Genomic DNA, 22,354 nt, shown 5'->3' on the forward strand with positions numbered 1-22,354 from the left:
CGCCGGCCGTATCCCGTTCTTTTGAAAGCCGAAGCCATGCCAAGACCCGCCGTTAACGTCGCGGTGCGCGCCGCGCGCGCCGCTGGAAACGTGATCCTGCGCTATATGAACCGCATCGACGGACTCAACGTCGTCGAAAAACAACGCATGGACTTCGCCTCCGAGGTCGACAAGCTGGCCGAGGCCGAGATCGTCAAGGAGCTCCGCCGCGCCTATCCGACCCACGCCATCCTCGCCGAGGAAAGTGGCGCCACCGGCAAGGGCCCGCTGCAATGGGTGATCGACCCGCTCGACGGCACCCACAATTACCTGCGCGGCATCCCGCATTTCTCCGTGTCCATCGCCCTGCTCGACAAGGGTGAGCCGGTATACGCCGTGGTGTTCGATCCGCTGCGCGACGAGCTGTTCACTGCCAGCAAGGGCGACGGCGCCTACCTCAACGACCGCCGTATCCGCGTCGGCAAGCGCGAAAACCTGGGTGGCGCGATGATCGCCACCGGTTTCCCGTACCGCCAGCGCGACCATCTGGAATCGCAGCTCAACATGACCCGCGCGATGCTCGGCCAGGCCGAGGACATCCGCCGCTCCGGTTCGGCCGCGCTCGACCTCGCCTATGTGGCGGCCGCGCGCTATGACGGTTATTTCGAGATCGGCCTGAAACCGTGGGACATGGCTGCTGGCGTGCTACTGGTGCGCGAGGCGGGTGGCCACTATTGCGACTTCGCCGGCCGCGAAGGCATCCCGGCCAGCGGCAACATCGTCGCCGGCAACCTGCATGTGACGCAGGCTATGGTGGACGCCATCGGTGCCCAGGCGACGCCCGCGCTACTGAAAGCCTGAGCCACACATCGATGATGAAAAGAAGGCGCCCTCGGGCGCCTTCTTTTGTTTCAGCCGTTCAACCCGGCGGCGTTTCGCCAGCTTCGCGCAGGAAGCCGCGCAGGAAGGGCACGGTGATGCGCCGCTGCGCCGCCAGCGACGCCTTGTCCAGTTTGTCGAGCAGATCGAGCAAGGCGCCAAGATCGCGCACATAGCGGGCAAACAGCCAGTCGAGCACGGTATCGTCGAGTTCAATGCCACGCGCCGCGGCTTGTCCCTTGAGCACTTCACGCCGCTCGGCATCATCCAGCGGTTTCAACACCGCTTGCTGGCAGGCGCTGAGGCGCGAGCGCAGGTCTGGCAAGCCGAGACCCAGTTGAGCAGGAACCGCTTCGGCCGCAAACAGCAGTGCACTGCCTTCGGCCCTGGCGCTGTTGTAGACGTCGAACAGCGCATGCTCGGCGTCGCGGTCACCGGCAATGGCGCCAAGATCGTCCAGGGCCAGCAACTCGCTGCCCGCCACGCCACGGATCGCCGCGGCACGGTTGCCGATACTGGCCAGCGGCAGGTACTGCACAGCGCGGCCCGCATCGCTGGCAGCCTGGCAAGTCGCCATCAGCAGATGGCTTTTGCCACTGCCAGCGGGTCCGCTGAGATAGAGCCATGGCGCCTGAGGCATCGTGGCCAACTCATGTAGCGCGGCAACCGCAACGGCATTCGCTCCGGCATGAAAATGTTCGAAGCGCTGGCGGCGCGGCCAGCGCAGGGCAAGCGGGAGCTGCGGAATCATGGCTGTGGTTTGTTGTGCTCAGCGGCCGAGGCGGACATCAGCGCCTCGGCTTCGGCCTCGGCCGCTGCGGCGCTATTCGCTTCAGCGACCACCGGATCCTCGCTGCCCTCTTCGGTATACAGCAGGCTGTGGCGATAGCGCTGGGTCAGGTAGCGCAGCACTACCAGGATGACCGAGGCCGCCGGCAATGCCAGCAGGATGCCAAGGAAACCGAACAGATAACCACCCGCCAGCACAGCGAAGATCACCGCCACTGGATGCAGGCCGATCTTCTCGCCGACCAGCCGCGGTACCAGCACATAGCCTTCCAGCAGCTGGCCGATGGTGAACACGCCCACCACCATCAACAGATGGCTCCAGTCACCGTACTGCACCAGCACTGCGATGATGGCCGAGCCGAAGCCGACGATAAAACCGAGGTAGGGCACAAAGCTGAGCAGACCAGCCACCATGCCGATCAACGGCCCGACCGAAAGCCCGACGAGCGTCAGGCCAGCGCCGTAGAAAATGCCCAGCGCCAGCATCACCAGCAGCTGACCACGCACGAAGGCGCCAAGCACCAGATCCGATTCGTGTGCGAGATGGGCAATGGTCGGTTCGATCGAGCGCGGCAGCATGTCGTCGATCCAGGCCACCAGCCGGTCCCAGTCGCGTAACAGATAGAACGCCACCACTGGGATTAGGACCAGATTGGTCAGCCACGCCACGACGCCGAGACCGGAGCGGGTGAGCTTGCCCAGCACCGACGACGCAACGCTGCCAACGGAGCCGATATTGTCCTTGAGTTCGGTCATCAGGCGATCGGTATCGAAGAAGGCCGGATCCAGTCGCAGCTTGGCCTGCAACCAGGGCAACGCCGTGTTGCGCACCCAGTCCACGTAATGCGGCAGGCTCTGCACCAAGCTATCGACCTGGCGCGAAATCAGCGGGATCAACAGCAACAGCGCGCCGACTGTTACCAGCACCAACAGGATGAACACCACGCTCACCGCCAAGGTGCGCCCCATGCCCAAGCGCTCCAGGCGATCGGCTAGCGGGTCGCCGAGGTAAGCCATCATCGCGGCGAAGGCGAACGGCATCAGCACCGGGGCCAATAGCCACAGCACATAGAGCAAGCCTGCGGTGATCGCCAGCATCTGCCAGCGGCGGGAACTGTCTTGGGTCATCGTCTCGGCTCGTCGGGGCGGGGGCGAGTACTGCCTGGCCGGAGCGGGCGTAGGCATGCGCAAGTGTGACCCATGCGGGGGGCCGCTGTCAGCGCGCGCCGCCCTCGCCAGAGGGATGCTTGATGGCCCAAGCCCTTAGCGACCAGTGCAGCACGTAATGGATACCGCTGGCGACACAGAGCAGCGCGACAACGATTTCGAGCGGCGGCTGCGGCAACGCCGACCACGCGCTAGCGGCCACCAGTACATCGAGCAGATACACGATCTGCACCAGAGTGCAGGCCTTGGAAAGCAGGCTGGGCTCGGGGCGGATCGGTCCGATCAACAGCCGCCAAGCCAGCGCACCGGCCACGATCACCACATCGCGCCCGCACACCAGCAGGGCCAGCCACCACGGCGTCAAACCCACCCAGGCCAGCAGCAGAAAACAGGCGACCAGCAACAGCTTGTCAGCGAGCGCATCCAGGATGCCGCCGAGCCGGCTCTGCCACCCGTAACGCCGCGCGACAAAACCATCTAGGCCATCGGAAACACCCGCGATGGCGATCAGCCCCAGGGCCATGCGCGGCTGCTCAACCAGGATGGCCCAGGCCACCGGCAGCACCAGCGCCATGCGCAGCAGCGAGATAGCATTGGGCAGATGGCGCCAGGGAGAGAGCCGCGTGTCGGACATCACCGCAGGCTCCGTTGGATCACCTGCTCAGTGCACCCAGCGCAGGCTGGCATCGGCGCCAGTATGGGCGTCGGCCTGCAAGAGCCGGCCACCGGCCGCGAGATTGTTAGCCAGCGCGCTCAAGGGAAGGCCGGTCTTCATGGCGAGCATCATGCCGTCGCCCTGCGCGCTGAGCGTCACCACCTGGCGGACCATCGGGTCCGCACGCAAGGTGGCGAGCAGATTGGCGTAATCCATGGCGGAATTGACGCCACTCACCCACAGCTTGCCGTCGATATTGCCCGAGCCGATCACGTTGAGCTGCTTGCCGAGACGATCGGCCAAGGCATTGCCTGCGTCGGTGAACAACGCCGCGCTGCTGGTGCCGGTGCCGCTCCAGCGCTGCTGCGGACCACCGGAAACCAGATTCCAGTCCGCGCTGTCACCATGCACCTGGCCCAGCAGCACCAGGCCGGTCTTGTACTGGCGCGCCAGATTGAAAATCTGCTCGGGATCGGCCGATGCCACAGTGGGCGACTCAGCGGTCTTGCCCGGGTCGGCCAGTACGGCGTTGTAGCCGCGCGACACCATGGCCTGGGCCAGCGGTGCCAGCACATCCTTGGTCAGCACACTGCCGTCCTCATCGCGCACCAGCAGCAATACCGGCGGTTTGCCCGTCGTGCCTGCTACGCCCATCTGGGCGATGGCGCGCTGGACCGCACCCTGGTCGAAAGTGACTTGCAGGCTCATGCCGGCACCAGCGGCGCCGCGCTGATACTGGTATTGCTGCACGATGCCCGGCGCGCCCTTAAGCACATCGGTGTAGCCCGGCTTGCTGCGCAGGTCCTGGCCGCCGGCGGTACGCGCCAGCACCTGGCTCAGCGCCACGCCGAAAGCCTCATCACGCTGGGCTTCGCTGGTGTCATTCACCGGCACTGTCACGGTATAGGGCGAAACCTGGCCCTGCGCATGGACCGTGGGGAGCAGAAGGGCCAGCAGAAGACCGACGATCAGCAGGCGTGAGAGGCGCATAAGCTCGGATGGCTCAAGGGAAAACGGTCTGAAGTCTGCCCAATCCGGCCCTCAGCGTCTATCATTACGCGTTTCTCCACGCCGGTTCCTGCCATGTCCGACGCTCTTACCTACCGCGCCGCCGGTGTCGATATCGACGCGGGCAATGCCGTGGTCGAACGCATCAAGCCCCTGGTCAAGCGCACCTTCCGTCCGGAAGTGATGGGCGGTCTGGGCGGTTTCGGCGGCCTGTTCGATCTGGCCGGCCGCTATAAGGAACCGGTGCTGGTTTCGGGCACCGACGGCGTGGGCACCAAGCTCAAGCTCGCGCAGCAGCTGGGGCGCCACGACACCATCGGCATCGACCTGGTCGGCATGTGCGTCAATGATGTGCTGGTGCAAGGCGCCGAGCCGCTGTTCTTCCTCGACTATTTCGCCACCGGCAAGCTCGACGTGGACACCACTGTCGCCGTGGTCGGTGGCATCGCCAAGGGCTGCGAACTGGCGGGCTGCGCGCTGATCGGCGGCGAGACGGCGGAAATGCCCGACATGTATCCGCCGGGCGAATATGACCTGGCCGGCTTCACCGTTGGCGCTGTCGAGAAATCGCAGCTGCTGAGTGGCGAGGCGATCAAGGCGGGTGACGTGATCCTCGGCGTGGCCTCCTCCGGCCCGCACTCCAACGGTTACTCGCTGATCCGCAAGATCGTGGATCGCGCCGGCCGTCCGCTGGACCTGGATCTGGGCGGCGTGACGCTGGCCGACGCGCTGATGGCGCCCACCACCATCTACGTGAAGTCGATGCTGGAACTGTTGAAGTCGGCACCCGTGCACGGCATGGCCCACATCACTGGCGGCGGTCTGAAGGAAAACATCATCCGCGTTGTGCCAGATGGGCTGGGCCTGGCTCTCGACGCCTCCGCCATCGTGCTGCCGCCGGTGTTTGAGTGGCTGATGCGCGAAGGCAATGTGGCGCGCGAAGAAATGTGGCGCACCTTCAATTGTGGCGTTGGCTTTACCGTGATCCTGTCGCGCGAAGCGGTGCCGGCGGCGTCCGCGCTGCTGGCGAAGCATGGCCTGGCAAGCTCGGTGATCGGCGAAGTGGTGCCGGCCCAGGGCGACGAGCGTGTGCATATCGGTTGAGGCGCACAAGCGTTTCGATCACCTGCCCGATTCCATCTTGCATGATCCCATCGCGTCATCCCGGCCCACCTCAACGGCATGTCGGGATGGCTGCATCGAAGACGACTGCTGCCTAGCATGCCCTCACCTTTTCGCATCGCCGTACTCGCTTCTGGACGCGGCAGTAACCTGCAAGCGCTGATCGCCGCACGCGATGCGGGCGAACTCCCGGTGGAGTTCGTCGCGGTCGGCAGCGACAAGGCCGGCGCTGGCGCACTCGACCTGGCGAAAACGGCGGGCATTCCCTCTTTCGTGCTGAACCCGCGCGACTTTGCCACGCGCCGCGATTACGACTTCGAGCTTTTTGCACGCCTCGATGCCATCGGCGCCGACCTGCTGGTACTCGCCGGCTTCATGCGCATTATCGATGGCGATGCACTGAAGCCATGGGTCGGGCGGATGATCAACATCCACCCTTCGCTGCTACCGAAGTACCGCGGCCTGCACACGCATCGTCGCGCGCTCGAAGCCGGCGATACCGAGCATGGCGCCAGCGTCCATTACGTGACTGCGGAACTGGATGGCGGGCCGGTGATCGCGCAGGCGCTGATCGACATCCACGCGGGCGATGATGAGCACAGCCTCGCGCAGCGCTTGCTCGCCAAAGAGCATCGCCTGCTTACGGCCGTAACCCGGCTTATCGCCGAAGGCCGCCTGGCCCTCGCTGCGCCAGACGGCGTCGAGCTGGATGGCGAGCGGCTGGCGACGCCGCTACGCCTTGCCGGCGACGCGTTGACCGGCTGATTTCACGCACCCAACGAGACGTTCTTCGCTCCTCAAAGCTGGGCACATCCATGTGTCCTCCCCACGTTCAGCCGAGCCGGGTAGACTCCGGCGCCATGGCTACCTTCACTCCCGCGCGCAAATTCATCGCCGGTCTCGCACTGGCCGTCTCGACCTCTGCGGCTATCGCCGCCACACCCTCGCCGTTCACGGCGACCTATCAGGTATTGCAAGGCGGCCAGGTGATTGGCGAGGCCGTGGTCAGCCTCAAGGCTGCCGGCAGCGGCCAATGGGAATACAGCAACCAGACGCATGGCACCTCCGGACTGGCTGCCGCGCTCGGCGCCAACTCCAGCGAGACCACCCGCTTTCGCTGGAACAACAATGCGCCGGAAACCATCGCCTACGATTCCCGCGTGAACGCCTTCAAAGTGAAGCAGCGGCGTACTGAAGTGAACTGGTCGACCAACCAGGTCTCGGTGGATGAGGGCAAAGGCGCGGATACCTACGCCGCAACACCCGGCCTGGTCGACCGGAACACAGCGCCTTACGCAATCGGCCTCGCGCTGCGCAGCGGCAAGCAGGCCATCACGCTACCGGTCGCTGTGAGGCGCAACGTAGAGAACCAGCAGTTCAAGGTAGCCGGCAGCGACGATGTACAAATTCCGGCGGGCCGCTTCAAGGCGCAACGCGTGGAGCGCAGCGATTCCGACAAGGCGTTCAACGCCTGGTATGTGCCGCAGAAGTACCCGGTGCCGGTGAAGCTTTCGCAGAGCGAGGGCGGCAATCTCACCTTGCAGTTGGTGAGCTACAAGCAACCCTAAAAACGATGAAGGGGCGTGGGAAACAAGTGGTGGCTGATCCCACCTGTTTCCCACGCCCCTTCACTGTTTTCTCTTACGACGGCAGGCGACGGATCTTCGCGCCCAGCACGCCCAGCTTCTCTTCAATGTTCTCGTAGCCGCGGTCGATGTGATACACGCGATCCACCGTGGTGTCGCCTTCCGCCACCAGGCCGGCCAAGACCAGGCACGCCGATGCGCGCAGGTCGGTCGCCATGATCGGGGCGCCACTCATCTTCGCCACGCCCTGGATGATGGCGGTGTTGCCTTCAAGACGGATATCCGCACCCAGGCGCTGCAGCTCATGCGCGTGCATGAAGCGGTTTTCGAACACTGTCTCGGTGATGATGCCCACGCCTTCGGCCACACAGTTCAGCGCAGTGAACTGCGCCTGCATGTCGGTGGGAAATGCCGGATACGGCGCGGTGGTGATGTTCACCGCCTTCGGCCGCCTGCCCTGCATGTCCAGCTCGATCCAGTCCGGACCGGTGGAGATATGCGCTCCCGCCTCTTCCAGTTTGGCCAGCACCGAGTCCAGCGTGTTGGCGCGCGCGTTGCGGGCGCGCACTTTACCGCCGGTCATCGCAGCGCCAACCAGGAAGGTGCCGGTCTCGATGCGATCCGGCAGCACTTCGTACTCGGCGCCGTGCAGACGCTCGACACCGTGGATGATCATCGTCGAGGTACCGGCGCCTTCGATCTGCGCGCCCATGGCGATCAGGCAGTTGGCCAGATCGACCACCTCGGGTTCCTGCGCGGCGTTCTCAATGATGCTGGTGCCCTTGGCCAGGGCCGCCGCCATCATGATGTTCTCGGTACCGGTGACGGTAACCATGTCCATCGCGATGCGCGCGCCCTTCAGGCGATTGGCCTTGGCCTTGATGTAGCCGTTCTCCACCGTGACCTCGGCACCCAGCGCCTGCAGGCCGCGGATGTGCTGGTCAACCGGACGCGAACCGATCGCGCAACCGCCCGGCAGCGAGACTTCTGCCTGGCCGAAGCGCGCCACCAGCGGGCCCAGTACCAGGATCGAGGCGCGCATGGTGCGCACCAGGTCGTAAGGCGCCACGCAATGTTCGATCGAGCGCGGATCGACGTGCATCTTCATGCGGTCGTCCAGCACCAGCTGCACGCCCATCTGGCCGAGCAGCTCAATGAAGGTGGTGACGTCGTGCAGGTGCGGCACGTTGCTGATCGCCACCGGCTCATCGGCCAGCAGGCAGGAAGCGAGAATCGGCAGCACAGCGTTCTTGGCGCCGGAAATACCGACCTCGCCGTGGAGCGGCTCGCCGCCGCTGATCAGGATCTTGGCCATGGTTGTCCTTGCAAAAAGTGAGATGAGGGCCGGGTCGCTGCCATCAACGGCGCGCCGCGACTTCCTCGGGGGTAAGGGTCTTGAGCGCCAGCGCGTGGATCGCGCCGCCCATCAGATCACCCAGGGTGGCGTACACCAGACGGTGGCGGGCCAGCGGCAACTTGCCAGCGAACTGGGTTGCTACGACTTCCGCCTCGAAATGCACACCGTCGTCGCCGCTGACTTGCGCCCGCGCACCCGGCAGGCCGTTTTCGATCATTGCCTGGATGGTGGCAGCGTCCATTTTTGAGTTTCCACTTGCGACTGGGCGGCGACGCCGTGAACGGACTCCCTGCGGGATCCAATGGCGCCGACCGTGACGGTAAAATGCGAATATGCCATGTTAATGGAAATCTCCTGTCGCAGAAACGACACAGCCCGGCTCCGGCCGTTGGCACCAGCCTTGGGAATCAACCCAAGACATTGAGCAAAAAGATAAAATGAGGCCGGGCGAGGCAACGATGCCCAGGACAGCCCGGCCCGATCACTCCCGAGGACGCATGAACGCCCACGTCGCCCACCCCACCAAACCCGCTGCGCTCGACGCCGAGGCCATCGTACGCAGCGCCCGCACGGTGATCGCCACCGAAGCGGCCGCCATCCGCGCACTGGAACCGCGTATCGGACCGGAGTTCGTCGAGGCCTGCCGCCTGATCCTTGGCTGTGCCGGCCGCGTGGTGGTAATCGGCATGGGCAAATCCGGGCATGTGGCACGCAAGATCGCCGCCACCCTCGCATCCACCGGCACGCCGGCGTTCTTCGTGCACCCGGGTGAAGCCAGCCATGGCGACCTGGGCATGATCCTGCCGCAGGATGTGGTGCTTGCCCTGTCCAACTCCGGCGAAACCGACGAGGTGCTGTTCATCCTGCCGGTGATCAAGCGCCAGGGCATCCCGCTGATCGCGATTACCGGCAACGAGCGTTCCTCGTTGGCCGACCAGGCCGACCTGCACCTGGATGCCAGCATCTCCGCCGAGGCGTGCCCGTTGGGCCTGGCTCCGACGGCGAGCACCACGGCGGCCCTGGTGATGGGCGACGCGCTCGCCATCGCCCTGCTGGAAGCGCGCGGCTTCACCTCCGAGGATTTCGCCCGCTCGCATCCTGCCGGCAGCCTCGGCCGTCGCCTGCTGCTGCACATCAGCGATGTCATGCATACCGGCGATGGCATTCCGGCGGTGGCTCCGGATGCCAGCCTGACCGAGGCGTTGATGGAGATGACCCGCAAGCATCTAGGCATGACCGCAGTGATCGACGCCAACCGCCACCTGCTCGGCGTGTTCACCGACGGTGACCTGCGCCGCGCCCTGGACGATGATGGTGTGGACCTGCGCGGCGCCACCGTGGCCGAACTGATGACCCGCGGCCCCAAGACCATCGGTGCCGACAAACTGGCCATCGAGGCCGCGCAGATGATGGAGAAGCATCAGATCCATGCCCTGCTGGTGGTGGACGAGCAGCAGCGCGTGGTTGGCGCTCTGAACATTCACGATCTGCTCCGTGCCCGCGTGGTCTGATGGCGCGTCATCCAGCGAAGCTACGGGAACAAGGCCGTCACCGATAAGGCCAAGGTCAGCCTTCTCCGGTCTCATCCGTTTCCCAAGCTTCCAGCTATCTCCCCTTCCCTATCCAGATTGCCCCTGTGCCGCCCTCCAGCTACCTCGCCGATCTCCCCGCCGACCTGCTCGCCCGCGCCGCGAAAATCCGCCTGGCGGTATTCGACGTGGACGGCACTCTCACTGACGGCCGCTTGTGGTACGCCGAGGACGGGCACGAGACCAAGGTGTTCCACGTCCATGACGGCCTGGGCCTGAAGCGTTTGCAGGCCAACGGCATCCAGGTAGCCATCATCACTGCACGCATCAGCCACCCGGTCGCGCTGCGCGCGGAGGAGCTGGATATCGCACACGTCTATCAGGGTCAGAGCGACAAGCGTGGCTGCCTTCAACAACTACTGGAAGCGCTGAACCTGACTCCCGAACAGGCCGCGTTCGTCGGCGACGACCTGCCCGACCTGCCGCCAATGCACATTGCCGGTCTCGCCGTGGCCGTCGCCAACGCGCACCCCTGGGTGGCCGAGCAGGCGCACTGGCAGACCCGCAAAAGCGGCGGCATGGGTGCGGCGCGCGAAGTGTGCGACCTGCTACTGCTGGCCCAAGGCAAGCTCGACGCCGAACGGGAGCGTTGGCAGTGAGCATCCGCGAGTACTTGCGCGATCGCCGCCTGACCACGGCGATCGTCCTGGTCGGCCTGGCCGCCGGCGTCAGCCAGTTGCTGCTGTGGTGGATCGCTCCCGCGGCCAAGACCAACGATTTTGTCGGTCCGCCGCGCTCCGGCTACACCCTCACCCAGTTCAAGGGATACGTCTACGGCGAGGACGGGCTGCCAAGCTTCCGTGTCACCGGTCCGCGCCTGGACCGGCGCGAGGGTGACGAATCGCTTTATATCGACGCCCCTAGGTTCGAGATGCCTTCCAATACGCCGGGCATACCGCCGTGGCTGGGCGAGTCGGAGTACGGCTGGGTCGACAAGAGCGGTACCTTGCTCAAGCTGCAGGGTCCGGTCTATATGCACCGCGCGGCGTTTGAAGACACCCCCCAGGCCGAGCTGCACACCTCCGAGGTGACCGCCTGGCCGAAGGAAAACCGCATGGAAACTGCGGAGGCAGCGCAGATGAACCAAGGCGCCACTACAATGCGAGGGATCGGCATGCGTGCCAACCTCAACGACAATCATCTGGAGCTGCTCAATGACAGCCACGGCTCGTTCCCGCCGCGCAAACGGAAGTCGTAAGACTGCGATCGGCCTGCTTTCGCTGGCTGCGCTTTGCTTGCTGCCAGCCATCGCCTTCGCCAAGAAGGACGATCGCACCAAGCCGATGGATTTCACGTCCAAGACGACCAACGCCTATAACGCACCCAACACGATCACCACCCTGAGCGGCAACGTGAAGCTCACTCAGGGCACACTGCTGATCACCGGCGGTGAAGCCAAGGTGCATCTAGACGCCGATACGCAGATTGCCCGCGTGGTCGTCACCGGCAACCCGGCGCATATCCAGCAGCTGGACGAGAACAACAACTTGATGCAGGGCGACGCCGCCACGTTGGATTACGACAACATCAATGGCATCGCGGTGCTCACCGGCAACGCCAAGGTTGTCCAGCAGGGCCGCGGCGAATTCCACGGCGACAAGCTCACCTACAACACCGACACCAGCCTGATCACCGGCGAAGCCGGCGGCGACGGCCTGGTGCACGGCACGTTCCTGCCGAAGCCGAAGCCTGCTGCCGCCGCTCCCAAACCCGCCGCTGCGCCGGCCGAGGGCAAGTAATCGATGCTGTCTGCCGAGGGTCTGCAAAAACGCTTCCGCACGCGCCAGGTTGTGCGCGATTTCGCCTTCTCGATTCGTGAAGGCGAAGTGGTCGGCCTGCTCGGCCCCAACGGTGCCGGCAAAACCACCTGTTTCTACATGGTGGTGGGCCTGATCGAAGCCGATGCCGGCACGATCAAGCTCGACAAATACGACATCACCGGGTTGCCGATGCATGCCCGCGCCAAGCTGGGCATTGGCTATCTGCCGCAGGAGCCTTCGGTGTTCCGTCGCCTCAGCGTGGCCGACAACATCATGGCCGTGCTGGAATTGCGCGAGAACCTCGACGCCAAGCAGCGCGCTACCGAACTGGAAAGCCTGCTCGACGAACTGAAGATCTCGCACATCGCCGATCAGAAAGGCATCAGCCTTTCAGGCGGCGAGCGCCGCCGCGTGGAAATCGCCCGCGCACTAGCTGCGGAACCGCGCTACATGCTGCTGGACGAACCGTTCGCTGGCGTCGACCCGATTTCGGTGGGCGAAATCCAGCGCATCGTGCGCCACCTGAAAGAGCGCGGCATCGGCGTGCTGATCACCGATCACAACGTACGTGAGACGCTCGGCATCTGCGACCGCGCCTACATCCTCAACGACGGTGAAGTGCTGTCGCGCGGTACACCTGCGCATATTCTCGCGGACGAGAAAGTGCGCGAGGTCTACCTGGGCCGCGAGTTCAGGCTGTAACCGCAAGTCAGGCAAGGGTGTGCGGCAGGTGGCCGACCACCCGCGCAGGCGGCTTGACGCCGTGGAGCGACAGTCTTTCGCCGCCTTACTTTTCTACTCCGTCACATTCGGCCATCCGGCCTACGCGCCTAAACGCTCGGACCTATGGCCGCCCTCCCGGCTAGGGGTTAGGATGAAGCCGAGTTCCTCCTAACCGGCTGGCATGAAACCCGGACTGCAGTTTCGCCTCAATCAACAGCTCACCCTGACGCCACAGTTGCAGCAGGCCATTCGCCTCTTGCAGTTGTCGCAGCTGGAGCTGGAGGCTGAATTGCGGCAGATCGCCGAGAGCAACCCGTTGCTCGAGTTCTCTGAAGACAGCGCCGCCGAGACCGACGGCGACAGCAGCGAGTTCGAAGCACCCGCCGAAACCTCTACCAGCAGCGATGTGGATGTCGACGAAGCGGCCGACTGGAGCGAATCCACCGGCCCCGCAGAAGAACCCATCGACTTCTCTGGCGGCAATGGCGCCGGCGGCAGCCGCACCAATGGCTCCGGAGACGACGACAACTTCGAACCACAGAACGCCGCACCCGAAACGCTGCAGGAACATCTGCTGTGGCAGCTCAACCTGACGCACCTGAGCCTGCGCGAGCGCACCATCGCCGCGATCCTGATCGATTCACTGAACGCGGACGGCTATCTCACCGAAGGTCTGGATGCCGTCACCGCCGCCGTGCCCACCGACCTCAAGGCCAGTATGGAGGAAGTGGATGCAGTGCGCCGCCTGCTGCAGCGCTTCGATCCCACCGGCGTCGCCAGCCTGGACCTGCGCGATTGCCTGCGCGTACAGCTGGAACAGTTCGATCCCGAGCTACCACAGCGTGAACTGGCGCTGCGCATTGTCGACGGCGAGCTTGAGCTGTTGGCGCGCAATGACATCGCGCGCCTCGCACGCCGCCTGCGGGCTACCGAAGACGAGACTCACGCTGCCGCCGTACTGATCCGCAGCCTGGATCCGCGCCCCGGCGCCGCGCTGGACGTGACTCCGGTGGAATACGTCGCGCCGGACGTTTACGCGCGCAAGGACGGCGGCCGCTGGCGTGTCAGCCTCAATCCCGATTGCCAGCCGCGCCTGGGCCTCAATCAGCACTACTGCAACCTGATCGCACAGGCCCGCGGCGACGACGCCAGTTGGATGCGCGGCCAGCTGCAGGAAGCGCGCTGGCTGATCAAGAGCCTGGAATCGCGCGCCGAAACCTTGCTCAAGGTGGCCGATGCCATAGTGCGCCGCCAGAGCGCCTTCCTCGACTACGGTCCCGAAGCCATGCACCCGCTGGTGCTGCGCGAGGTCGCCGAGGAAGTGGGCATGCACGAATCCACCATTTCCCGCGTGACCACGCGCAAGTACATCCATACGCCGCGCGGCACCTTCGAACTGAAGCACTTCTTTTCCAGCGGTGTATCCACTGAAGATGGCGGCAGTGCTTCGGCCACGGCCATCCAGGCCATGCTGCGCAAGCTCGTCGACGCGGAAGATTCGCGCAAACCGCTCTCCGACCAAGCCATCGCCGAGGAACTGCACCGCAAGGGCATCCAGGTGGCCCGTCGTACCGTCGCCAAATATCGGGAGGCATTGAGAATTCCGAGTTCCAGCGAACGTCAGCGCGCCGGCTGATTTAGCTCAGCCCGCTGTGCGGATTTCACCGATCTCGGGAACTTGGCGGGATGGAAAGCGTCCCCATACCAAGAGATGACAGTGGTGTGCCGATGCTATGACAACGTGAACCCTCACGTGACTGGCACATCGACCCACGCCGCCAGCGGCGGCAGTACCAGAGGAGGCGCAACATGCAAGTCCAGCTCAGCGGCCAGCAGATCGAGATCACCCCCGCCCTTCGCGAGCGAGTGAACAGCCAGATCGATCGCCTTACCCGCCTCGACGAAAAAGCCATCAGCCTCAGTGTCGTGCTCTCGGTCGACAAGCTTCAACAACGAGCGGAAGGTACGCTCAATGTCACCGGCACCACGCTGCACGCCGAAGCACTTACGTCGGATCTGTACGCCTCCATTGAAATGCTGTTCGATAAGCTGGTGACCCAACTGCGCAAACATCGCGACAAAATCTGTGACAAGCATCAGCGTGAAGTCCGCCAGGAGCGGCAATACGGCTGATGCTTTCCGGCCCGCCCCGATCCGGGGCGGGCCCAGTCAGACGATTCCCCCGAAGCGTCCGCCCCACCCGCCGGGGCACACCCCCTCCCGAACTGGCACAATGTCCCCTGCCGCCGCCGCTCGCCCTACCCGGCCAACCTGCGGCGCAAAGGACAAGGCTTGGATCGGCTCACCGCAAGACAACTCTACGATGGTGTTCACGAGCGCATGGCGTTGCGCTGGGTCTCCGGCATGCGCGGCGAGTCGCGCGTGCTCGAACGCGGCGTCACCACTTCGCGCCGCCCTTCGCTGATCGGCTACCTCAACGTCATCTATCCGAACAAGATCCAGATCATCGGCACCGAGGAGCTGAACTTCCTCGACGGCCTGGATTCGCGCCAGCGCTGGGAGGCGATCAACAAGATTGCCGCTTATCAGCCGGTGGCGATGATCGTCACCAAGGATCAGACCATCCCGGCCGACCTGCGGGAAGTTGCCGAAGAAACCAATACGCCGCTGTGGATCAGCTCCAAGCGCGGCCACGAACTGCTGACCTGGATGCAATATCACCTGGCGCGCATGCTGGCCCCCAAGGTCACCTTGCACGGCGTATTTCTGGAAGTGTTTTCCATCGGCGTGCTGATTACTGGCGAATCCGGCTCAGGCAAAAGCGAGCTAGCCCTGGAACTGATCAGCCGCGGCCACCGTCTGGTGGCCGACGACGCTACCGAATTCACGCTGATCGCTCCGGACGTGATCGACGGCAACTGCCCCGAACTGCTACAGGATCTGCTGGAAGTGCGCGGCCTGGGTGTGCTCAATGTGCGTGAAATGTTCGGCCATACCGCGGTGAAACCATCCAAGTACCTGCGCCTGGTGATCCACCTCAAGCCGATGCGCGACGGCGAAGACACCGATGGCCTCACCCGCCTCACCGGCGACGTCGGCCACCGCGAAATCTTCGAGGTGCAGGTGCCAATGATCACCATTCCCGTTGCACCCGGCCGCAACCTTGCGGTACTGGTGGAAGCCGCGGTGCGCAACCATATGTTGAAGAGCAAGGGCATCGACCCTGCGCAGACGTTCATCGACCGCCAGGCGCACCAGATGCGCCGGCTGCCGCCGTGGTGACCTCATGAATCAACCCGTTCCGCCTACCGAAATCCACCAACCCGACGCCATCCATCTGGTCGTGTTGACCGGCATGTCCGGCGGCGGCAAGACCGTGGCCTTGCGCGCGCTGGAAGACCTGGAGTTCTACTGCGTCGACAACTTGCCCACCGCACTGCTGCCGGAACTGGTTGCTGCGGTCAGTCACGGCAGCGCTCCCGGCAAGCGACGCAACATCGCGGTGGGCGTTGACGTGCGCAACCGCGGCGAAGATTTCCTGCGCATGCCGACGGTACTGTCCGAACTGGCAGCCGTGGGCGTGCAGGTGCACCTGATCTTCCTCGACTGCCGCGACGAAGTGCTGATCAAGCGCTACTCGGAAACGCGCCGCCGCCATCCGCTCTCCGCGCTCGGCCTGTCGCTGGCCGACGCGATCATGGAAGAACGCAAGCTGCTGCGCCCGCTGATCGCCATCGCCGAGAAAGTGATCGACTCCAGTGAGCTCAACGTGCATCAGTTGCGCCGTCTGGTAGCCACGGATTACGCGGAGGCCACCGAGGGCCTGACCCTGATGTTCCAGTCCTTCGCGTTCCGCCGCGGCCTGCCGCTGGACGCGGATTTTGTGTTCGATGCGCGCTGCCTGCCGAACCCGCATTGGGAGCCGCGCCTGCGCCCGCTGTCCGGCAAAGATGGTCCGGTGCGCGAGTACCTCGAGTCGCAGCCGCTAGTGGAAGAGTATTTCAACGACACCGTGCGCTGGCTGGACGCCTGGCTGCCGCGCTTCGAAGCCGACGATCGCAGCTACGTGACCATCGCCATCGGCTGCACCGGCGGCCGGCATCGCTCCGTTTATCTGGTGGAGCGGCTAGCCGCTCACTACCGCGCCCGTCACGAAGGGGCGCTTACATTTCATCGCGAACTCGAGTGATTCCGATGCAAGCGTTCCCGTCACATCCGCGAGGCACCCGGCCATGAGCGTTGGCGTGTTATTGATGACCCACGAAGCCGTTGGCCAGGCGCTGATTTCAGCCGCCCACCACGTGCTGCCGAAGCTGCCGCTGACGGTGGAAGCGGTGGAAGTGCCGCCCTCCGCCGACCCGGACGTGATGCGCACACTCACCGCCAAGCACGCGCGCGAGCTTGACCACGGCGACGGCGTGCTGGTGCTGGCTGACCTGTACGGCGCCACCCCCTGCAATATCGGCCTGTCGCTCAGCGCGCTGGGCGTTCGCCTGCGCTGCGTGTCGGGACTCAATCTCCCGATGCTGCTGCGCGTACTTAACTATGCGGAAAAACCGCTCGACGAACTGGCGGAAGTTGCCGCCAGCGGCGGCCGCGGAGGAATTTTCATCGATCATGCTTGAAAAAGAGATTGTCGTATCCAACAAGCTGGGCCTGCATGCCCGCGCATCGGCCAAACTGGTGCAGCTCGTGCAGGGTTTCAAATCCACCGTGTGGCTGGTCAGCAAGGGGCGCGAGGTCAACGCCCAGAGCATCATGGGCGTCATGATGCTGGCCGCCGGCATCGGCACTCCGCTGACGGTGCGCGCCGAAGGACCGGATGAGGACACAGCCCTGAGTGCAGTGGTCGCCTTGTTCGATCGCAAATTCGACGAAGGAGCTTAAGGACCCTCTGGTCTATGCCACGCAGGCGTCACCGTTGCTGTTTGCGCGCAGATCGCCGCTGTGCTGCCGACAGCAGACTGGATGTCTGTCGAGGTAGCGCGGCGGTGAGCTGCGCGCAAACAGCAACGGCCCAAACTTATGTTTTTAAATGACAGGGTGATATCCAGAAAGCGCGCTGCCGCTGCCGCGCGGCTCGACCTGACAGCCAGTCAGGCGCTTCGCCACGCGGCAGCGGCAGCGCGCTTTCTGGATATCATGTCGCCTACGTGGCATAGACCAGAGGGTCCTTAGGTGGGGAAAGCATTCGCCAGTCCATCGCCGCAGCTAAATGTGACGTCCGGCGCAAATCGCCGTGCGACGTCCGGCATCACCGTTGCCATCGCGACTGAGCAGCCCCACTTCCACCGCTCTCTTCACACCGTGCCACGCCACGGAGGGCGTACATGAGACACGTTCTTTCCGGCACCAATGCTTCCCGCGGCATGGCCCTGGGCCGTGCGCGTCTGGTGCAGCCCAGCCGCTACCTGGTCGACACGCGCCCCCTGGCCGAAGAAGAGGTCGAGGTCGAACTGGAGCGTCTGCATCGCGCGCTCGACACCGCACGACAAGAGCTGCGCGAATTGCGCGGCAAGCTGCACGGCGCACTGGCCCGTGAAGTAAACGAGTTCATCGACGCGCACAGCCTGCTGCTGGACGATCCGGAACTACTGCGTGGCCTCGACGATCTGGTACGCATCGGCCACTACCGCCCCGGCGCCGCGCTGAAGAAACAGCGCGATCGGCTGGCCGCCGTGTTCGAGGCGATGGACGACCCTTACCTGCGCAGCCGCAAGGAAGACGTCGACCAGGTCATCAGTCGCGTCATCTCCGCCTTGCAACGGCAGACCAGCCGCGAAGAACGCAAACTGGCCGCACGCGTGGGCGAGATCCTTATCGCGGACACCATCGCGCCAGCAGATATGGCGCACCTCGCCGGCAACGGCCTGCTTGGCGTGGTCGCCAGTTCCGGCAGTGCGTATTCGCACAGCGCGATCCTTGCGCGCAGCCTGGACCTGCCGATGCTGGTGGGCGCGCGCGATGCGCTATCGACCATTCATGACGACGACCTGATCCTGCTCGATGCCGAGCGCGGTGAAGCGGTGGTGCATCCCACCGCGCAGGACCTGGCCCGTTATCGCGCCTGGCAGCGCGAGGCTCAGCTGGAAGGCAGGCGTCTCGCGGCACTCGCCAACGCACCGACGCGCACCCGCGACGGCACCGACATCCGCCTGCTGGCGAATGCCGAAACGCCTACCGATATCGCCATGGCACGCACCCGTGGTGCTGATGGCGTGGGCCTGTATCGCACCGAATTCCTGTTCCTACGCCACAAGGATCTGCCGTCGGAAGACGAGCAGTTCATCGCCTACCGCGATCTGGTGCTGGGCATGGGCGGCCTACCCGTCACTATCCGCACGCTGGATCTTGGCGCGGACAAAGCCGACGCCGCCGGCCTCGCGCTGCGCGGCGAAGAAAATCCCGCACTCGGCGTGCGCGGCGTGCGCCTGTCACTGCGCTACCCCGCCGTCTTCACCACGCAGATCCGCGCCATCCTGCGCGCCGCCTGCTACGGCCCGGTGCGTGTGCTGGTACCGATGGTGACCCAGCCGGACGAACTGATCGCTGTGCGCACGCTGTTCAAGCTGGCGCGCCAGGATCTCAAACGCGAGAACGTCGACCTGCCGGAGAAACTCCCGCTGGGCGCGATGATCGAAGTGCCGGCCGCCGCCATCAACGTGCGCTCATTGCTTGACCACGCCGACTTCCTCGCCATCGGCACCAACGATCTCGCGCAGTACGTGCTCGCGGCTGACCGCGGCAACGACGCGCTCGACAACATTTACAACCCTTTGCAGCCGGCCCTGCTGCGCCTGATCTCGTACGTCATTTCCGCCGGACGCCGTGCGAAGAAGCCGGTGAGTCTGTGCGGTGAGATCGGTGGCGATATCCGCTTCACCGCCCTGTTGCTGGCCTTGGGCCTGTGCGAATTCAGCATGCACTCCAGCCAGCTGCTGCATGTACGTGACCGCATTGCGGCGCTCGACTATCTCGAGCTACGCAAGCTGGCGCCCGCCATTCTGCGCACACGCACGCATGAGGAAGCAGAGCTGTTGTTGTCGCAGATCAGTTGCTAAGCGTTTCACCCGTTACGGTGCACAAGCCCGGTCATGCCACTCGCGGCGCTCGCGGTATTGCTGCTCCTTGAGCGGGTTGTACAGACCGATCCACGACAGATACTTACGCGCCACCTCGGCGCCAAGCGTTTCGTCCTGAGCCCGGCTATAACTGCGCGCGAATCGCGTGCCACGGCAGGGCTGGCCCTGAAAATGGCGCATGTCGGCGATGCCGGTATCGCGTGTTTGCGCAGACTTCGCTGGCAGGTGGATCGAACCATCCACATTGCGTAGCTGAAGCGCAGGACTCGCACTCCCTTCACTTTGATTTGCCGTGACACCACTGGGTGCCGAGGTAGCAACCTTCGCTGTCGATGGCGTAGTCGAACGAATCCCAATGCGAGCTGGCGCAGGCATGACGATCGCCGGTGGCGCCTGCACCAGCGGATTCGCCGCCAGCATGCGGACCCGCAAACGGTCTTCGCCATTCAAGGCACGCGGTGAGGCAACAAGACCACCCTGCCCCGGACGTAGCATCACCAGCAACAGCGCGGCATGCAGTCCCAGCGCCACCGCCCACGCGGCGACAATCCGTCGCCGAAAGCGCTGACTAGCCGGGCCTCCCTGCACCTTCGCCATCACCGGCCATCCCCATTGCGGCGGAATCCTGTGGACCGTGGCGCAAGAAAAAGATTCCGGGGCTCAGTCGCCTCGGGCGTCGGCGAGGAAGGCGTCAAGCAAGGCACCTCGATATTTTTCCCGATGCATCAGCAGGAACAACTTGCGCCGCAAGTCGAGAAAGGGCGTCTTCAATGCCTTCAGGCGATCCGCTGCCAATGCGTCGATCACCGCCACCTCAGGCAAGCATGCGATACCGAGACCCGCAACCACCGCCTGCTTGATCGCCTCGATCTGATCGAGCTCCAGCGCCATCTCGCCCGGCGGCAGTTGCGCCAGCACGCGCTCGCTGGTCGTACGGGTCGCCGAACCCGGCTCGCGCAATACCCAGCGCGCACCGGCGAAATCCTCCGGCTGCAAGCGGCGCTTACGCGCCAGTGGATGATCGGGCGGCGCACAAACCACCAAGGCGTCATCACGCCAGGGTTCCATCGCCAGCGCCGGATGTGCCACCGGGCCTTCCACACAACCCACATCCAGTTCGTGCGCCAGCAACGCGGTGGCAATGGCATCCGTATTGGCGACGCGCAACCGGATCGCCACCTGTGGATGCGCCCGCACAAAACGCCCAAGCAACTCACCCACGCGATAGTTGCCCACGGTATTGCTCGCACCGATACGCAACTCGCCGGCAAGAGATGCCGCACCGCCACGCCCGAGGCGACCGAATTCGGCGTACCGCTCCAGCAACTCCTGGGCGAGCGGCAGCAATTCGCGGCCGCGCGCATTCAGGCGTAACCGCCCTCGTTCGCGCGCAAACACGGGCGCTTCCAGCTGTCGCTCCATCTCGGCCAGCGCCATGCTGGCGGCGGGCTGGGTCAGGTGCAGCGCTTCCGCTGCCGCACGCACGCTACCCAGGCGTGCCACTTGCACGAACACTTCAAGCTGACGCGGGCTGATATTTATCATCAGTCAATCTTATACATCGAATCAGATATTTAAAATTTTATTTATGGATGGCCGCCGGGACAATGACCGGAGATTTAAGGAGTCCATCCATGAGCGCCACCACCCTTTCCACCCCTGCCGGCCCAACCTTCGGCCAGCGCCTTCCCGGCCTACTGCTGGCCACGGGCATCGCCTTGCTAGCGCTCGGCCTCGGCAGGGCGGCTCCCTTGATAGGTGGGCCGGTGTTCGGCATCGTGCTCGGCATCCTGGTACGCAACGTCATGGCACCGGGCGGGCAATTCACGCCGGGCATCCAGTTCGCCGGCAAGCAGGTGCTGCAGTGGTCGATCATCGCGCTCGGCTTTGGCCTGAGCCTCGACCAAGTAGCCAAGACCGGCCTGGAATCGTTGTCGGTGACCCTGGTGACCATGACCGTAGCCTTCCTGGCCGCCTGGGGCCTGGGCCGCGCACTGAAGGTGCATGACAAGCTGAAGATCCTGATCGGGGTGGGCACCGCCATTTGCGGCGGCTCGGCCATCGCGGCGGTCACCCCGATCGTCAAGCCCGACGAACACGACACCGCGTTCGCCATCTCCACCATTTTCCTGTTCAACCTGGTCGCGGTGCTGCTGTTTCCCTTGCTGGGCCACTTGCTGCATCTGTCCGACCTCGGTTTCGGCCTATGGGCCGGCACGGCGATCAACGACACCTCGTCGGTGGTGGCCGCGGGCTACAGCTTCAGCAAGGAAGCCGGCGACTACGCCACCATCGTCAAGCTCACACGCGCCACGCTGATCATCCCGGTCTGTCTGGCGCTGGCCTTCGCCGTGGCATGGAAAGAAAAGAAGCAGGGCGCCAGCGATTTCAGCCTGCGCAAAATCTTCCCCTGGTTCATTCTGTGGTTCCTGGTCGCCTCTGGCGTGCGTACGGCAGGCCTGATACCGGCAGCGATCCAGCCGATGATTCACATGGCGGCGGAATTCATGATCATCGTGGCACTCACCGCCATCGGCCTCTCGGCCAACCTGCGCAAGATGGCCGCGACCGGCGCACGTCCGATCCTGCTGGGGCTAGGCGTATGGATAGCGGTATCGGTGAGCAGCCTGCTGGTGCAGCTAGTGATTGGACAGCTCTGAAATGCAGAAAATGAGAAACCGGAAAGGCGCACGTGAT

General features: G+C 64.4%; 25 protein-coding genes. 17 read left to right on the plus strand and 8 right to left on the minus strand.

The genetic code is table 11. The annotated features are described in order from the left end of the window. The first annotated feature begins 36 nt into the window (after nucleotides 1-36). Nucleotides 37-840 carry an inositol monophosphatase family protein gene (locus BM338_RS01020; protein WP_090448927.1) on the plus strand — a complete coding sequence of 268 codons (804 nt, stop codon included), beginning with the start codon at nucleotides 37-39 and terminating at the stop codon, nucleotides 838-840. Nucleotides 841-898: 58 nt separating this feature from the next. On the opposite strand, the gene hda is transcribed toward BM338_RS01020, so the two are convergent. From hda to BM338_RS01040, 4 genes are all read right to left on the minus strand, one after another. Next, entirely contained in the window at nucleotides 899-1,609 is a 711-nt protein-coding gene (gene hda / locus BM338_RS01025; protein ID WP_090448928.1) for a DnaA regulatory inactivator Hda, read from the minus strand. Continuing rightward, nucleotides 1,606-2,775 carry an AI-2E family transporter gene (locus BM338_RS01030; RefSeq protein WP_090448929.1) on the minus strand — a complete coding sequence of 390 codons (1,170 nt, stop codon included), beginning with the start codon at nucleotides 2,773-2,775 and terminating at the stop codon, nucleotides 1,606-1,608. The genes hda and BM338_RS01030 overlap by 4 nt, the downstream gene beginning before the upstream one ends. Nucleotides 2,776-2,863: 88 nt before the next feature. After that, on the minus strand, nucleotides 2,864-3,448 hold the full coding sequence (locus BM338_RS01035) for a CDP-alcohol phosphatidyltransferase family protein (RefSeq protein ID WP_090448930.1): 585 nt from the start codon (nucleotides 3,446-3,448) through the stop codon (nucleotides 2,864-2,866). A gap of 27 nt (nucleotides 3,449-3,475) precedes the next feature. Next, nucleotides 3,476-4,459 carry a DUF2066 domain-containing protein gene (locus tag BM338_RS01040; protein WP_090448931.1) on the minus strand — a complete coding sequence of 328 codons (984 nt, stop codon included), beginning with the start codon at nucleotides 4,457-4,459 and terminating at the stop codon, nucleotides 3,476-3,478. A gap of 93 nt (nucleotides 4,460-4,552) precedes the next feature. Here BM338_RS01040 and purM point away from each other — a divergent pair, with 93 nt between their 5' ends. From purM to BM338_RS01055, 3 genes are all read left to right on the plus strand, one after another. Continuing rightward, nucleotides 4,553-5,581 (plus strand): phosphoribosylformylglycinamidine cyclo-ligase, encoded by a 1,029-nt coding sequence (gene purM / locus BM338_RS01045; protein ID WP_090448932.1) that lies wholly within the window; start codon nucleotides 4,553-4,555, stop codon nucleotides 5,579-5,581. 117 nt (nucleotides 5,582-5,698) lie between these two features. Beyond that, nucleotides 5,699-6,364 carry a phosphoribosylglycinamide formyltransferase gene (gene purN / locus BM338_RS01050; protein WP_090448933.1) on the plus strand — a complete coding sequence of 222 codons (666 nt, stop codon included), beginning with the start codon at nucleotides 5,699-5,701 and terminating at the stop codon, nucleotides 6,362-6,364. Between the two features lie 95 nt (nucleotides 6,365-6,459). Then, the gene (locus tag BM338_RS01055; protein ID WP_090448934.1) at nucleotides 6,460-7,167 is read left to right on the plus strand and encodes a DUF3108 domain-containing protein; all 708 of its coding nucleotides are present in this window, start codon (nucleotides 6,460-6,462) and stop codon (nucleotides 7,165-7,167) included. Nucleotides 7,168-7,240: 73 nt separating this feature from the next. On the opposite strand, the gene murA is transcribed toward BM338_RS01055, so the two are convergent. Next, a complete protein-coding gene (gene murA, locus BM338_RS01060; protein ID WP_090448935.1) occupies nucleotides 7,241-8,500 on the minus strand; it encodes a UDP-N-acetylglucosamine 1-carboxyvinyltransferase in 1,260 nt (419 codons plus the stop codon). 43 nt (nucleotides 8,501-8,543) lie between these two features. Further along, entirely contained in the window at nucleotides 8,544-8,783 is a 240-nt protein-coding gene (locus BM338_RS01065; protein WP_090448936.1) for a BolA family protein, read from the minus strand. 256 nt (nucleotides 8,784-9,039) lie between these two features. Here BM338_RS01065 and BM338_RS01070 point away from each other — a divergent pair, with 256 nt between their 5' ends. The 12 genes from BM338_RS01070 (at nucleotide 9,040) to ptsP (ending at nucleotide 19,636) form a co-directional block, all read left to right on the plus strand. Next, the gene (locus BM338_RS01070; protein WP_090448937.1) at nucleotides 9,040-10,053 is read left to right on the plus strand and encodes a KpsF/GutQ family sugar-phosphate isomerase; all 1,014 of its coding nucleotides are present in this window, start codon (nucleotides 9,040-9,042) and stop codon (nucleotides 10,051-10,053) included. Nucleotides 10,054-10,178: 125 nt separating this feature from the next. Further along, entirely contained in the window at nucleotides 10,179-10,730 is a 552-nt protein-coding gene (locus tag BM338_RS01075; RefSeq protein ID WP_090448938.1) for a KdsC family phosphatase, read from the plus strand. Beyond that, nucleotides 10,727-11,329: an LPS export ABC transporter periplasmic protein LptC gene (gene lptC / locus BM338_RS01080; protein WP_090448939.1), complete on the plus strand. Its 603-nt coding sequence runs from the start codon at nucleotides 10,727-10,729 to the stop codon at nucleotides 11,327-11,329. The genes BM338_RS01075 and lptC overlap by 4 nt, the downstream gene beginning before the upstream one ends. A gap of 37 nt (nucleotides 11,330-11,366) precedes the next feature. Then, entirely contained in the window at nucleotides 11,367-11,870 is a 504-nt protein-coding gene (lptA, locus tag BM338_RS01085) for a lipopolysaccharide transport periplasmic protein LptA (RefSeq protein WP_343124149.1), read from the plus strand. Between the two features lie 3 nt (nucleotides 11,871-11,873). Continuing rightward, nucleotides 11,874-12,593, plus strand: coding sequence for an LPS export ABC transporter ATP-binding protein (gene lptB / locus BM338_RS01090; protein WP_090448941.1), 720 nt, complete (start codon nucleotides 11,874-11,876; stop codon nucleotides 12,591-12,593). A 202-nt stretch (nucleotides 12,594-12,795) separates the two neighbouring features. Beyond that, complete coding sequence (locus tag BM338_RS01095) at nucleotides 12,796-14,250, plus strand: RNA polymerase factor sigma-54 (RefSeq protein ID WP_090448942.1); 1,455 nt, start codon at nucleotides 12,796-12,798, stop codon at nucleotides 14,248-14,250. Between the two features lie 173 nt (nucleotides 14,251-14,423). Then, nucleotides 14,424-14,747 (plus strand): ribosome hibernation-promoting factor, HPF/YfiA family, encoded by a 324-nt coding sequence (raiA, locus tag BM338_RS01100; protein WP_090448943.1) that lies wholly within the window; start codon nucleotides 14,424-14,426, stop codon nucleotides 14,745-14,747. 159 nt (nucleotides 14,748-14,906) lie between these two features. Then, nucleotides 14,907-15,857: an HPr(Ser) kinase/phosphatase gene (gene hprK / locus BM338_RS01105; RefSeq protein WP_090448944.1), complete on the plus strand. Its 951-nt coding sequence runs from the start codon at nucleotides 14,907-14,909 to the stop codon at nucleotides 15,855-15,857. Nucleotides 15,858-15,861: 4 nt separating this feature from the next. Beyond that, a complete protein-coding gene (rapZ, locus tag BM338_RS01110) occupies nucleotides 15,862-16,764 on the plus strand; it encodes an RNase adapter RapZ (RefSeq protein WP_090448945.1) in 903 nt (300 codons plus the stop codon). Between the two features lie 43 nt (nucleotides 16,765-16,807). Continuing rightward, a complete protein-coding gene (locus BM338_RS01115; RefSeq protein WP_090448946.1) occupies nucleotides 16,808-17,200 on the plus strand; it encodes a PTS sugar transporter subunit IIA in 393 nt (130 codons plus the stop codon). Then, entirely contained in the window at nucleotides 17,193-17,462 is a 270-nt protein-coding gene (locus BM338_RS01120; RefSeq protein WP_090448947.1) for an HPr family phosphocarrier protein, read from the plus strand. The genes BM338_RS01115 and BM338_RS01120 overlap by 8 nt, the downstream gene beginning before the upstream one ends. 443 nt (nucleotides 17,463-17,905) lie before the next feature. Then, nucleotides 17,906-19,636, plus strand: coding sequence for a phosphoenolpyruvate--protein phosphotransferase (gene ptsP, locus BM338_RS01125; RefSeq protein WP_090448948.1), 1,731 nt, complete (start codon nucleotides 17,906-17,908; stop codon nucleotides 19,634-19,636). A gap of 12 nt (nucleotides 19,637-19,648) precedes the next feature. Here the strand turns inward: ptsP and BM338_RS01130 are convergent, their stop codons facing one another. Continuing rightward, nucleotides 19,649-20,254 (minus strand): hypothetical protein, encoded by a 606-nt coding sequence (locus BM338_RS01130; RefSeq protein ID WP_090448949.1) that lies wholly within the window; start codon nucleotides 20,252-20,254, stop codon nucleotides 19,649-19,651. 63 nt (nucleotides 20,255-20,317) lie between these two features. Then, on the minus strand, nucleotides 20,318-21,202 hold the full coding sequence (locus BM338_RS01135) for a LysR substrate-binding domain-containing protein (protein ID WP_090448950.1): 885 nt from the start codon (nucleotides 21,200-21,202) through the stop codon (nucleotides 20,318-20,320). Nucleotides 21,203-21,291: 89 nt separating this feature from the next. Between BM338_RS01135 and BM338_RS01140 the strand changes: the two genes are divergently transcribed. Further along, nucleotides 21,292-22,317, plus strand: a complete 1,026-nt coding sequence (locus BM338_RS01140; protein WP_090448951.1) for a YeiH family protein — start codon at nucleotides 21,292-21,294, stop codon at nucleotides 22,315-22,317. Nucleotides 22,318-22,354: the final 37 nt, after the last annotated feature.

Origin of the sequence: Dyella sp. OK004 (assembly GCF_900114495.1) — a bacterium.
GTDB lineage: Bacteria > Pseudomonadota > Gammaproteobacteria > Xanthomonadales > Rhodanobacteraceae > Dyella_D.